The sequence below is a fragment of the Flavobacterium sp. genome, from assembly GCF_029945805.1.
In the GTDB taxonomy this organism is placed as follows: Bacteria; Bacteroidota; Bacteroidia; order Flavobacteriales; family Flavobacteriaceae; genus Flavobacterium.
The window spans coordinates 13,069-26,283 of sequence record NZ_JAQSDH010000012.1 but is presented as its reverse complement, the minus strand read 5'-3'; the positions used below and the strand labels follow the sequence as shown (position 1 = coordinate 26,283).

The following is a 13,215-nucleotide window of genomic DNA, read 5'->3' as shown; positions in this document are numbered from 1 at the left end:
TTTTGACAAAGCAAACTTAAACAATATTTTTGGTCAAAAATAAGGAAATATTGATATTTTAACCTTTTGGTTTTAATTAAAATTAACATTAGGTCTATGAGATTTTTAAATAATATAAAAAGCTGTTTTACAACACTTTTGTTTTTTACTATACTAAATGTTTGCGGACAATCATCAAATAACAGATTTGTGGTGGTTTTGGATGCAGGTCATGGAGGAAAAGATCCTGGAAATTCGTACCACGGATTTATTGAAAAAGAAATTGCATTGAAGACAACGCTTAAAGTAGGTAAGTTTTTAGAAAGAGAAAGCGATATAGAGGTCACTTTTACTCGTAAAACAGATGAATTTATAGAATTAGTCGATCGCCCAAAAGTTGCTAACAAACTCGATGCTCATTTATTTGTTTCCATACATTGTAATTCAGTTGTTAATCAAATTCCATCAGGAACGGAAACATTTGTTATGGGACTTTCAAGAACCAATATGAATTTAGAAGTAGCTAAAAAAGAGAACTCCGTAATACTACTTGAAGATAATTATAAAACCACATACAAAGGATTTGACCCATCAAAACCGGAAAATCTAATAGGTTTAAAAATTAAGCAAGAGGATAACTTATACAGTAGTATTAGTTTAGCCTCAACCATCCAAGATAATTTTACCAACAATTTAAGCAGAAAAACTAGAGGAGTTAAACAACAACCTTTATGGGTTTTGGATGCTGCAAAAATGCCTGGTGTATTGATTGAATTGGGATTTTTATCCAATAAACAAGAAGGCGAATATCTTGATTCAGATGAGGGACAAACTGAAATGGCACGTCAAATTGCCAATGCTATCATTCACTACAAAAAAACATATTTCAATGAACCTTATACAAGTGAGGACGAAATAAAACCAGTTGTTAAAAAATATGTTACTGAACAACCGAAAGAAATCGTTGATACTGCAATTTCAAAACCAAATGAAGTAGTAAATATAGAACCGGGTAAAGGCATATATAAAATTCAACTTTTTGCCACATCAAAAAAGAGGGATTTGTTTTCAGATGATTTCAAAGGATTAAAAGAGATTTCTTTTACTTTTCAAAATGGATTATACCGATATTACTACGGAAAATCTTATGATATTGATTATGCAAAGAAAATGAGTGCTGAAGCAAAAAACCAAGGATTTCCAGATGCCTTTATCGTAGTATTTGCTGATGGTAAAGTATCATCGATAAAATAATTAATTAAAAGAGAATTTTGAGACTACTTAAGAATACGAAAATTATACAATTTGTACTATGCACTATTTTGGTGTGTATTTCTACTAAAGCCTATTCACAAAAATTTAAAGTTACGTTAGATGCCGGTCATGGTGATCACGATTTTGGCGCCGTGCATCATGGACATATTGAGAAAAATATTGCTCTAGCAGTTGTTCTTAAAGTAGGACGGATTCTGGAAAAAAACTCGGGCATACAAGTTATTTACACCCGTAAAGGCGATCAGTTTATTGATTTAGTAGAACGCGCTAATATTGCCAACAGAGCCAATGCTGATATTTTTGTTTCTATTCATTGCAATGCTAATAAAAATATGGTGGCCGATGGAAGTGAAACGTATGTTATGGGTATGTCCAAAAATGCTTCCAATCTTGAAGCTGCAAAGCGAGAAAATCAGGTTGTCACTTTAGAGAAAGATTACAAGCAAAAGTACGAAGGTTTTGATCCTAATTCTGCTGAATCCTATGGCGGAATGATTGTAGCTCAGGAATTGTATCTTGATCAAAGTATAGCTTTAGCCGGAAAAGTACAAGAACATTTTTTAAATGTTGGTAAAAAAAGTCGCGGCGTAAAACAAGCTCCTTATATGGTTTTGCACAAAGCGTACATGCCAAGAGTTTTAATAGAAATGGGTTTTATATCGAATCCAGCTGAAGGCGCAAGATTGGATTCAGAGCAAGGGCAGCAAGAAGTTGCGGAATCCATTGCTACTGCAATCATCAGTTACAAAAAAGAATATTTTGGAAAAGGTGCTGATGACGATGTGGTGAAGCCAGCAGACCGAATTGAAGTCAAAAAAATGGATTCGACAAAATCAAAACCGACCGTAAAAAATCCGGAAGTAAAAAAACCTGACGTAAAACCAATAATTAAGTCAGAGCCTGTTACTACCGGAATAGCAACATTTAAAATACAACTATCTGCGAGTGGAACAAAATTAGATCCTGTACCAAGCAATTTTAATGGTTTGAGTAAAATTTCTGTATCAAATGAAGGAACTTTGTACAAGTATATGTACGGTGAAACAACAAACTATGAAGAAGCTCGGAGGCTATTATCGGAAGCCAAAGCAAAAGGATATGCATCTGCCTTTGTAATCGCTTTTAAAAACGGTAAGAAAGTTTCTGTTCAAGAAGCATTAAGACAATAATAACAAGGAGTTTTAATTATTTATTTTAACTTTGCCAAAAACGATCTACCATTGAAAGTCACTAGAGAAATTAAGACCGCGATATTAGTTATTGCTTCTATTTTATTATTTATTTGGGGTTATAGTTTCCTTAAAGGAAGAGATTTACTATCCAACTATAAAACGTTTTATGTTCAGTACGATAACGTGGAAGGGTTGGTAAATTCAGCTCCAATAACCATTAATGGACTTATCGTTGGTAAAGTCGCTAGTATCAAATTCCTCGATACTGCTGGAAAAATTCAGGTGGAATTACAAATCAAAAATGACTTTCCTTTTTCAAAAACGAGTGTTGCGGCTATTTATGAGCCGGGGTTAATTGGGGGTAAGCAAATTATGATTATTCCTAATTTTCAAGATAAAGCACCAGCCGAATCTGGAATGACTTTAATTTCTGATGTAAAACCAGGTTTGACCTCACTAGTAGTAGATAAATTAACGCCGCTTCAAGAAAAAGTCGATAAAATGTTGGGCTCAGCAGACGTATTGTTATTCAATGTGAATTCTATTTTTGATGCTAAAACTAAAGAAAACTTGAAAAGTAGTATCGCTAATCTAGATGCAACTTTGGCCGAATTTAAAGTTGCTTCAAAAAGCGTCAACGAATTGTTAGCTGATAATAAAGGGAAATTTAATTCCACTATGACAAATGTAGATAAAGCTTCAGCGAATTTTGCGAAACTGTCTGATTCGTTGTCTAAAGCAAATATTGGGAAAACAGTGAAAAGCTTAGAAAAAACATTGGCAAGCGTTGATAAAATAATGTCTGATGTTCAAGCAGGCAAAGGTACACTGGGTAAATTGGCAAAAGATGAATCGTTGTATAATAATTTCAATAAAACATCAAAAGAACTTGAATTATTGTTGCAGGATTTACGTTTGAATCCGACACGGTATGTCAACGTTTCTCTTTTCGGAAAGAAAAACAAACCTTATAAAGTGCCAACAGTTGAAACCAAAACAGATAGTATCTACATAAAGAAACCTTAAGCCATGATGTATATTGATAACATACTTTTTGCTATAATTCTTATTTTGGGAATTGGTTTGTTTACTAAAAATGTAATCAAACTGAAACGCAATATCAATCTCGGTCGCGACGTAAACCGAACCGATAATCCATCCGCACGTTGGAAAAATATGGCCATGATTGCGCTAGGGCAATCTAAAATGATTAAAAGACCAATCGCTGGTTTTTTCCATATAATAGTCTATGTTGGATTCATAATTATTAACTTAGAAGTTCTTGAAATTATTATTGATGGTCTTTTCGGAACCCACAGAATATTTTCATTCCTTGGCGGATTGTACGGTTTTCTAATTGGTTCTTTTGAAATTCTTGCAGTATTGGTTTTATTTGCTGTAATAGTTTTCTGGATTAGAAGAAACGGAATCAAATTGAAGCGTTTTGTAAGTTCTGATTTGACGGGTTGGCCTAAAAATGATGCCAATTATATTCTGTATTTCGAAGTAGTTTTGATGTCGTTGTTCTTGATTATGAACGCATTTGATCTTCAATTTCAAACAATGAATTCCGGAAATGTTATTTCGCAATTCTTGACGCCTTCGCCAGAAATCTTTTCACTAATACAGGTGGAAATTATTGAAAGAGTCGCTTGGTGGATTCATATTTGTGGAATTTTGGTTTTCCTAAATTACCTATATTATTCAAAACATTTACATATCTTATTGGCGTTCCCAAACACCTATTTTGCCGATCTGAATCCGAAAGGACAATTGGATGATTTAGAAAGTGTGACCAAAGAAGTAAAACTTATGATGGATCCTACTGCTGATCCTTTTGCAGCTCAGCCTGCCGATCCCAATGCGGTTCCACAAAAATTCGGAGCTTCCGATGTTCAAGATTTGAATTGGGTTCAATTGCTGAACGCATATACTTGTACTGAATGTGGAAGATGTACATCGGTTTGTCCAGCAAACATTACCGGTAAAAAATTGTCACCACGCAAAATCATGATGGATACGCGTGATAGAATGGAAGAAGTAGGAAAAAATATCGATGCCAACAAAGGTGTTTTTGTTCCCGATAATAAAGCGCTGTTGAATGATTACATTACGCCAGAAGAACTTTGGGCCTGTACGTCATGTAACGCTTGTGTGGAAGAATGTCCGGTTAATATCAGCCCATTATCCATTATCATCGACATGAGAAGGTATTTGGTAATGGAACAAAGTGCGGCACCTCAATCCTTAAATGCGATGATGACCAACATTGAGAACAATGGCGCGCCGTGGCAATACAACCAACAAGATAGATTAAACTGGAAAAATGAATAAATATTGATTTGATTCATCGTATCTAAATAGGATTTTGATTGATCAGAAATAAATAAATAAACTATAAATACAAATCACCATAAATGTGAGACTTGGGAATTTGTCTAATGAATGAGAAATAATTAAATTAAAAAAATGAAAGCGGAAGACATTGACAAAAACTTGCAAGTAGTAACAGAAAACGGACAGCATTTAAGTCCGATATTACCAGAAGGTGTTAAAAATTATTTAATTGATATTGACGGAACGGTATGCGACGATATTCCAAATGAAGAACCGGAACGAATGCTCACGGCTGAACTTTATCCCGACGCATTGGTAACCTTGAATAAATGGTACGACGAAGGACACATTATATTCTTCTTTACTTCACGAACAGAAGCACACAGAGAATATACTGAAATCTGGTTAAAAAAACACGGATTCAAATACCACGGAATCGTATTCGGAAAACCACGTGGAGGAAACTACCACTGGATTGACAATCATTTGGTGAAAGCGACTCGTTACAGAGGAAAGTTTACTGATTTAATTGAAAAAGAAGTCACCATCGAAGTTTTTGACGATGGTCAACATGAATAACATTCGGTTATTTGTTGATTTGGTTATTTGAAATGACCAAATAACCAGATAACCAGATAACCACATAAACAATAAAAAATGTCAGAAGTGTTAAACGTGCCTACAATGGCAGAAATGTTGGCTCAAGGCAAACAGCCAGAAGTTTTATTTTGGGTTGGTTGTGCGGGTAGTTTTGATGACAGAGCAAAAAAAATCACCAAAGCATTCGTGCGTATTTTAAATCGTGCAAATGTCGAGTTTGCTGTTTTAGGAACGGAAGAAAGTTGTACTGGAGATCCGGCCAAACGTGCAGGAAATGAGTTTTTGTTTCAAATGCAAGCCATGATGAATATCGAAGTTCTGAATGGGTACGAAGCTAAAAAAATCGTGACTGCTTGTCCGCATTGTTTTAATACACTGAAAAATGAATATCCAGAATTAGGTGGAACATATGAAGTCATTCATCACACTCAATTCTTAAAATCTTTGTTAGATACAGGAAGATTAACCATAGAAGGCGGACAATTCAAAGGAAAGAGAATTACATTTCACGATCCTTGTTATTTGGGTCGTGCTAATAATGTTTACGAAGCGCCAAGAGAATTAATTGAAAAATTAGACGCCGAATTGGTGGAAATGAAACGTTCTAAAGCGAATGGTTTATGTTGCGGCGCTGGTGGAGCACAAATGTTCAAAGATGCCGAACCTGGAAATAAAGAAATAAATATAGAGCGAACCGAAGAAGCTTTAGAAACCATGCCAGAAATTATTGCCGCAGGTTGTCCATTCTGTAACACGATGATGACCGATGGCGTAAAAGCCAAAGAAAAAGAAGGCGACATTAAAGTAATGGATATCGCTGAACTAATTGCAAATGCACAAGATTTATAATTTATAAATCTAATATCTAATATCAAAAATCCAATATCAAATGTACGTTCCTTTTGAAAATTTACCCGAAGAAGCTAAAATTTGGATCTACCAATCCAACAGAAAATTTTCAGATGACGAAATGACTGAAATCGAAAGTGATTTAAAAACATTCATCGAAAATTGGTCGGCACACGGATCTGGTTTAGAAGCTTCTTATCTTTTAAAATACAATCGTTTTATTGTTCTAGCTGTAAATCAAGACGTACAGCAGGCAACGGGTTGTTCTATTGATTCTTCTGTAGGTTTCATCCAAAGCTTAGAGCAAAAATACCAAGTAGATTTATTAGATAAAATGAATGTAACCTTCAAAAATGGAGAACATATTGCGCATAAATCTTTACTTGATTTCAAACGTATGGCCAAAGAAAAAGCGGTTACCGAAAATACAATTGTATTCAACAATTTAGTAAATACTATCGAAGAATTTAACGAAAACTGGGAAGTCCCTGCGAGTGAAAGCTGGCACAGTCGTTTCTTTTAATTGCTGAATTTTATGAAATTTTTTTTCTTCAGAATCGGTTTGCTAACAGCGCTGTTGTTTTTGGTTACGAATTGCTCGTCTACCAAAGTCAGTAAAAAAGCACCGCTAGCTTTGTCTAAAGCTGGAGTAGCCCTTGATGAAGAAATATACCAACCGCACTTAAAATCCGACAGAAAAAATTTTTTCCCCGAAACTGAAGCCGAAACGAATTGGGTCGATAGCATTTACAATCAAATGTCATTTGACGAAAAAGTTGGACAATTATTTATGATTGCTACTTATTCTAATAAAGATGCCGCACATATAGCCGATGTTGAAAGATTGGTTACCGAAAATAAAGTTGGTGGCTTAATCTTTTTTCAAGGCGGACCAATGCGTCAGGCGCTATTAACCAATAAATTTCAAGCGCTTGCTAAAGTTCCTTTGTTCATCGGAATTGACGCTGAATGGGGTTTGAATATGCGAATTGATTCTACGTTTCGATATCCGTTCAACATGACTTTAGGTGCTATTAAAGATCTAAAATTGATTGAAAAAGTAGGTGTCAGTATGGCTAAAGAAAGCAAACGAATGGGCATCCATTTTAATTTTTCTCCTGTATTGGATATAAATACTAATCCGAAAAATCCAATTATTGGGTACCGTTCTTTTGGGGAAAACAAAGTGAACGTAACAGTTCATGCTATGGCGTTAATGAATGGAGTTCAAAGTCAAGGACTATTTTCAACAGGAAAACACTTTCCAGGTCATGGCGATACGGAAACCGATTCACACAGCACGCTTCCACTTGTAAATGCCTCTTTGGAACATATTGAAAAAATTGAATTGTATCCGTACAAAAGAATGTTTGACGAAGGTTTGGTTTCTGTAATGGTTGCGCATTTGAATGTGCCCAGTTTGGAACCAAGAGAAGGATATCCAACTTCGGTTTCCTACAACGTTGTTACAAATATGCTTAAAGGTGAATTGGGTTTTGATGGATTAATATTTACAGATGCCCTCAATATGAAGGGCGCAAGCAATTTCAGAAAACCTGGCGATATCGATTTGGAAGCCTTTATGGCAGGTAATGATATTTTACTTTTTGCAGAAGACGTTCCGCTTGCTGTAGAAAAAATTTGCGTGGCCTTCCAAGATAGTTTGATTTCTGAATCACGTTTAGCCGAATCGGTTAAAAAGATTTTGCGTTATAAGTTCAAAGCAGGTTTGAACAACTATAAACCGGTGGAACCAATCAATTTGTACCATGATCTTAATCCAATTTCAAATAATGATTTGGATTATGAGATGTATGAAAATGCGATTACTGTAGTTAAAAATGAGGATCAATTACTTCCAATAAAAGACCTAAATCAAAAAATTGCCTATGTAAAATTGGGTGATGATACAAATAATTCCTTCGTAACTACACTAAAAAAGTACACCGATGTTACCGAAATAGCAGACACCAATCCAGACTCTTTAATGGTGAAATTAAAAGATTACGAAACGGTAATTATCGGATACCATAAATCAGATAAGAGCTGGTGGAAAGTGCCAGCGTTTACGGATAATGAGTTACAAATTATAAACAAAGTGGCCGCGGCTAAAAAACTGATCATTGATTGTTTTGCCAAGCCTTATGTATTATCGCAAATAATGAATTTTGATGCCATTGACGCGGTTGTAGTTTCGTATCAAAATGGAAATGTAGCACAGGAAGTTTCAGCCGAATTGCTTTTTGGAGCGATAGAAGCGAAAGGTACTTTACCGGTTTCTATTAATGAAACCTATAAAGCAGGATTTGGTTTGGCTACAATACCACTAAATCGTTTAGGTTTTTCAACTCCCGAACGAGTAGGAATGAGTTCTGAAAAACTGAAGGAAATTGAAACATACGCCAATAAAGCAATAGATGAGAAAATGGCACCCGGAATGCAAATTCTTGTTGCTCGAAAGGGGAAAGTTATCTACCAAAAATCTTTTGGAAAGCAAACCTATGAAGGTAACGTGAAAATCAAAAACTCCGATTTATATGATGTAGCGTCCTTGACTAAAATAGTAGCGACTTTACCCAATGTTATGAAGGTGTATGACCAAAAGAAGGTTACACTTCAAACCACTTTAGGTGAGATGTTACCAATTTTTAAAAATTCGAACAAACAGCAAATGACATTCAAAGAGCTACTTTCACATTATGGAAGAATGCAAGCTTGGATTCCGTTTTATAAAGCAACGTTGGATTCGGCTAAGGTACCATTAGATAAATACTATAAAATGGTGTACAGCGAAGGATTTACAAAACGCGTTTCTGATAGTTTGTTTTTGCGGGATGATTATCATGATACTATTATGAAACAAATTATCAATAGTCCATTAATTGATAAAAAAGAATACCGTTACAGCGATTTTACGTTCATTATTCTGAAACAATATCTAGAGAAAATATTAGGTAAACCTTTGGACGAATTGGCTTCCAACAATTTCTATAAAACATTGGGGATGAACAATACTACCTTCAATCCTTTAAAGAAATTCGATAAAACTATAATTGCTCCAACAGAAATTGACACTTATTTTCGTCATGGTATAATTCAAGGCTATGTTCACGATATGGAAGCTGCAATGGAAGATGGAGTGGGCGGGCACGCCGGAATTTTCTCGAATGCGATGGATATTGCCAAGATGATGCAAATGTATCTTCAAGAAGGAAATTATGGAGGTATTCAGTATTTTTCAGAGGATACTTTTAAGACGTTCAACACGAGTTGGTTTTATGGCGAAGGCAATCGCCGCGGATTAGGTTTCGACAAACCCCAAATCGCGGGAGCGGGTCCAACTTGTGGCTGCGTATCAATGTCGAGCTTTGGTCATACTGGTTTTACTGGAACTATTGCTTGGGCAGATCCGGCAACCGATTTAGTTTATATTTTCTTATCAAACAGAACGTACCCGGATTCAAATTTGCCGAATAAACTTTCGAAGGCTAATATCCGTGAAGACATTCAAAAAGTTATTCAAGACGCAATTATTGAAAAGAAATTTTGATTTCGTTTCGACTGTGAGATGGTATTTGACTGCGTAGTAAAAGAGTTCCTGATTTATTTTAAACTGATATTATTAATTCATTGTTTAGCAGTATTATTATAATCCGTAATAAGCCAAGTAGCGAAAACAGCTATTGCAAATGATAAGTAATAATATTTAGACAAATCTCCTTCAAGTTTTCCTAAATAAAAACCTAATCCTACCAAAATGATTGCAACTCCCAGTTCGATCATGCCATGAATTTTAAAAGGAATGATTTTAACTATACCCAATTCAAATTTGGTAAAGAGAGTTAAAAAAAAATGAACAATTCCTAAAATGTAAGTACATGTAGAAGTCACCGTTGCCAAACCAAAGTATACAGGTGATATTAATAAAAACATAACTACACCATAATCGATTGCACCGTGAATTCTTGAATTTAGTCTCATAATTATTTTTATTTAAAGATACATTTATTGGAATTTAATACAAAAGAAGAAATTCCATATTTATCGTTAAGATCTAACACAGGCAAATTTAAATTATAATTAACTAATTGAAATCTAGCATTCTAATTATACTATATCCTATCAAGTTTTGAAATTAGGGTTAAAATTATTTATTATTTAGTGTGGTCTTTTAGGTGAATTAGTAGGAATATGGGATAACTATAAATAATCAGGATAATAATGTAATGCAGTAGGAGTGAAATTTGGAGAACTTTGTAATATCAAAAACAATAAATTAATTCGTCTATGAACACATTTAAAAACAAAGAACCGGTACCACCCAATATTTGGGTCGAATGGGAAAAAAAATCCAAATTGCTTCGAAGGCGTTTTCCACAGTTGATTCCATCAGACTTAAAATTTGAGAAAGGAAGTGAAAACGATTTGCTTGAACGATTACAGAGAAAGCTCAAGAAAACAAAATCAGAAGTCATTCAAATAATAGAAAACACAATCACAAATAAATTCATTAATAACTTAAAAATAAACTATCATGAGTAATTTACTTTACACCGTCGCAGTAATTCTAATAATTTTATGGGCACTTGGTTTTTTTATTGGAGGCATGGGAAACATCATTCACATTCTTTTAGTAATCGCCATAATTGCCGTTCTATTTAGAGTTATTAAAGGGAAAGATCCAATATAAGGTCGCTTTCCAAACTCAAATCTTTACTTAACAAAATACAAAATAATGAAAAAGTCAATTTTTACAATTTTAGCAGCCATGGCAATGATAAGTGGTGCAAACGCTCAGTCTACAATAGAAGCTCGAACAACAAGTGATACTGATACAAGAAGTAATTTTATTTTAGGCGCCAAATTAGGTGCTAATTATTCTAACGTTTATGATAGCGAAGGTGAAGACTTTGTAGCTGACGGTAAACTGGGATTCGTAGCCGGTGGATTTGTTACATTGCCATTAGGGAAATTATTTGCAATTCAGCCTGAGGTTTTGTACTCCCAAAAAGGATTTAAAGGTAAAGGAACTTTACTTGGTAGTTCTTACAGTTACACACGTACAACAGATTATTTAGATGTACCCATTTTTGTTGCTATTCGTCCAGTAGAATATATTTCGATATTGGCAGGACCTCAATTTTCTTACTTATTGAGTGAGAAAAATGAATTTACTAGCGCTGTTGGTAATGCATCTCAAGAAGAGGCATTTAATAATGACAATATTAGAAAAAATACTTTCGCTTTTGTGGGTGGAGTTGACATTAATATTGACAAATTAGTTGTGGGAGCTCGTGCTGGTTGGGATTTAAAAACCAACAATGGCGACGGAACTTCAGATACACCGAGGTACAAAAATTATTGGTACCAATTGACTCTAGGTTATAAATTCTAAAAATAAAATAAAGTATAATATTTAAATTAAAACAAAATGAAAAATTCAAACGACACATTTAAGGTAATAGGGGCATTAGTATTAGGAGCAGCTGCAGGAGCAGCATTAGGAGTCTTATTTGCACCAAAGAAAGGTTCTGAAACAAGACAAGAAATTGCAGAAAACGCAAAGAAAATGTCAAAAAAAATGAAGAATAAATTTCAGAATCAAGTAGATTCTTTAAAGCATCAAGTTGGTAAAGCAGAAAAGTTTATTGAAGATAATGTGTCAAATGCTAAAGATGCTTTTACTGATAAATATGCTGATGCAAAAAGTAATTTAAACCATAAAGTGGATGATGTAGTGAATGCTGCAAAATCATAAATTAACAATAGTATAAACCTTTATTCTTATTGGTATGCAATTAAACGAAAAAATAGATCTTTTAACAGACAGCGTAAAAGAGTATATAGAAACTAATTACGAGCTCGTTAAACTACAAGTTATTGATCATACATCTGATGTTATTTCAGCTCTTATTGGTATGCTTATTTTTGGAATTCTTTTATTTTTATTTATAATATTCGGAAGTGTATACGCTGCTTTTTATTTAACTGATTTGATTGGTATCGATAATATTGGTTTTGCAGTTGTTGGTGGATTTTATCTGCTTGTAGCAATACTATTCTTCTTCAATAGAAAGAAATTGATCGAAGATAGAGTTTGCAACAACTTTATCAAAAGAAAAATGGCTAAAGAATTGTAAAATACTTATCTATGGAAACTAAAGTTATATCATGCGATCAAGACTTAATGGATAGAATTGCGGCGCTTAAAATAATTAAAGCCGAACAAGAGGCGAAAATCAGTGAGCAATTTATTGATTTGAAAAGTTCAATAACTATTGGATCAATTATTAAAGAATCTGTTGCGCACATTGCTTCGGATAAGGATACTAAGAAAAACTTACTTACGATTGGCACAACCATGGGAACTAACTTTTTAATTGAAAAAATTTTAGGAAGTAATAGTAGTATAAAAGGATTTTTAGGTTCGATGTTGGCCGAAAAAGTTTCAAACTCATTCATTGGCAAAATAATTTCAAAAATTTAAGAGCAACTTTTTTAAGGTTGCATTTTATTGAAATTCTTGAATTCATACAAAAACACACTCTATACAGAGTGTGTTTTTTATATATAATATTTTTTAAAAATTATATAAGTCATTAATTTCTATGCTGTCGTAAATTTAAAACACAAAATATAACTAAGATGATACTTCAATTAAAACCATCAATTCTTGTTGAAACGCCACTCGGAACAGGTCAAGCAATTTTTATTATAGATTACGGAATGCATCAAAATACCTGTTGGGTTGTGGCATTGCAAAAAGACGGTGTAGTAAAACATTTTGATTGCAACGATGTGATACTTTCTACCAACTACACGTATGGAATGAATTTAAGAAAGAACGGATTTAATCGTAAACACGACAACAGTAGCAATGAAAAGTAATCGCTCGCTTTAGTGATGCTACTGAATGTCCTTTACACTATAAGACCCAAATAATTCTGTATCTGGTAGTGTTAAACATTACATATTACTGTTGTTTTTATTGGAATTGCAAAGC

At 34.0% G+C, this 13,215-nt stretch carries 16 protein-coding genes; 15 read left to right on the top strand and 1 reads right to left on the bottom strand.

Annotated elements, in window-relative coordinates:
- Nucleotides 1-96 precede the first annotated feature (96 nt).
- From PSU83_RS02900 to PSU83_RS02865, 8 genes are all read left to right on the top strand, one after another.
- Entirely contained in the window at nucleotides 97-1,233 is a 1,137-nt protein-coding gene (locus PSU83_RS02900; RefSeq protein ID WP_300586510.1) for an N-acetylmuramoyl-L-alanine amidase, read from the top strand.
- 17 nt (nucleotides 1,234-1,250) lie between these two features.
- On the top strand, nucleotides 1,251-2,423 hold the full coding sequence (locus PSU83_RS02895; protein ID WP_300586508.1) for an N-acetylmuramoyl-L-alanine amidase: 1,173 nt from the start codon (nucleotides 1,251-1,253) through the stop codon (nucleotides 2,421-2,423).
- A gap of 51 nt (nucleotides 2,424-2,474) precedes the next feature.
- Nucleotides 2,475-3,452, top strand: coding sequence for an MlaD family protein (locus PSU83_RS02890; protein ID WP_300586506.1), 978 nt, complete (start codon nucleotides 2,475-2,477; stop codon nucleotides 3,450-3,452).
- A 3-nt stretch (nucleotides 3,453-3,455) separates the two neighbouring features.
- Nucleotides 3,456-4,760 carry a (Fe-S)-binding protein gene (locus tag PSU83_RS02885; RefSeq protein ID WP_300586504.1) on the top strand — a complete coding sequence of 435 codons (1,305 nt, stop codon included), beginning with the start codon at nucleotides 3,456-3,458 and terminating at the stop codon, nucleotides 4,758-4,760.
- 135 nt (nucleotides 4,761-4,895) lie between these two features.
- The gene (locus PSU83_RS02880) at nucleotides 4,896-5,342 is read left to right on the top strand and encodes a phosphoheptose isomerase (RefSeq protein WP_300586502.1); all 447 of its coding nucleotides are present in this window, start codon (nucleotides 4,896-4,898) and stop codon (nucleotides 5,340-5,342) included.
- Nucleotides 5,343-5,420: 78 nt separating this feature from the next.
- Nucleotides 5,421-6,212: a (Fe-S)-binding protein gene (locus PSU83_RS02875; RefSeq protein WP_300586500.1), complete on the top strand. Its 792-nt coding sequence runs from the start codon at nucleotides 5,421-5,423 to the stop codon at nucleotides 6,210-6,212.
- Nucleotides 6,213-6,252: 40 nt separating this feature from the next.
- Entirely contained in the window at nucleotides 6,253-6,735 is a 483-nt protein-coding gene (locus tag PSU83_RS02870; protein ID WP_300586498.1) for an ABC transporter ATPase, read from the top strand.
- Nucleotides 6,736-6,747: 12 nt separating this feature from the next.
- Nucleotides 6,748-9,762 carry a glycoside hydrolase family 3 N-terminal domain-containing protein gene (locus PSU83_RS02865; protein WP_300586496.1) on the top strand — a complete coding sequence of 1,005 codons (3,015 nt, stop codon included), beginning with the start codon at nucleotides 6,748-6,750 and terminating at the stop codon, nucleotides 9,760-9,762.
- A gap of 77 nt (nucleotides 9,763-9,839) precedes the next feature.
- Here PSU83_RS02865 and PSU83_RS02860 read toward each other — a convergent pair whose 3' ends face one another.
- Nucleotides 9,840-10,193 carry a hypothetical protein gene (locus PSU83_RS02860; RefSeq protein ID WP_300586495.1) on the bottom strand — a complete coding sequence of 118 codons (354 nt, stop codon included), beginning with the start codon at nucleotides 10,191-10,193 and terminating at the stop codon, nucleotides 9,840-9,842.
- A 306-nt stretch (nucleotides 10,194-10,499) separates the two neighbouring features.
- Between PSU83_RS02860 and PSU83_RS02855 the strand changes: the two genes are divergently transcribed.
- The 7 genes from PSU83_RS02855 to PSU83_RS02825 all read left to right on the top strand — a co-directional run bounded on the left by PSU83_RS02855 (nucleotide 10,500) and on the right by PSU83_RS02825 (nucleotide 13,100).
- The gene (locus PSU83_RS02855) at nucleotides 10,500-10,754 is read left to right on the top strand and encodes a hypothetical protein (RefSeq protein ID WP_300586494.1); all 255 of its coding nucleotides are present in this window, start codon (nucleotides 10,500-10,502) and stop codon (nucleotides 10,752-10,754) included.
- Nucleotides 10,747-10,902, top strand: a complete 156-nt coding sequence (locus PSU83_RS02850) for a lmo0937 family membrane protein (RefSeq protein WP_300586492.1) — start codon at nucleotides 10,747-10,749, stop codon at nucleotides 10,900-10,902. The genes PSU83_RS02855 and PSU83_RS02850 overlap by 8 nt, the downstream gene beginning before the upstream one ends.
- 45 nt (nucleotides 10,903-10,947) lie before the next feature.
- On the top strand, nucleotides 10,948-11,607 hold the full coding sequence (locus PSU83_RS02845; protein WP_300586490.1) for a porin family protein: 660 nt from the start codon (nucleotides 10,948-10,950) through the stop codon (nucleotides 11,605-11,607).
- Nucleotides 11,608-11,643: 36 nt separating this feature from the next.
- Nucleotides 11,644-11,970: a YtxH domain-containing protein gene (locus tag PSU83_RS02840; protein ID WP_300586488.1), complete on the top strand. Its 327-nt coding sequence runs from the start codon at nucleotides 11,644-11,646 to the stop codon at nucleotides 11,968-11,970.
- Between the two features lie 34 nt (nucleotides 11,971-12,004).
- Nucleotides 12,005-12,352 carry a phage holin family protein gene (locus PSU83_RS02835; protein ID WP_300586485.1) on the top strand — a complete coding sequence of 116 codons (348 nt, stop codon included), beginning with the start codon at nucleotides 12,005-12,007 and terminating at the stop codon, nucleotides 12,350-12,352.
- Nucleotides 12,353-12,363: 11 nt separating this feature from the next.
- Nucleotides 12,364-12,699: a hypothetical protein gene (locus PSU83_RS02830; RefSeq protein WP_300586483.1), complete on the top strand. Its 336-nt coding sequence runs from the start codon at nucleotides 12,364-12,366 to the stop codon at nucleotides 12,697-12,699.
- Between the two features lie 158 nt (nucleotides 12,700-12,857).
- Nucleotides 12,858-13,100 (top strand): hypothetical protein, encoded by a 243-nt coding sequence (locus PSU83_RS02825; protein WP_300586481.1) that lies wholly within the window; start codon nucleotides 12,858-12,860, stop codon nucleotides 13,098-13,100.
- Nucleotides 13,101-13,215: the final 115 nt, after the last annotated feature.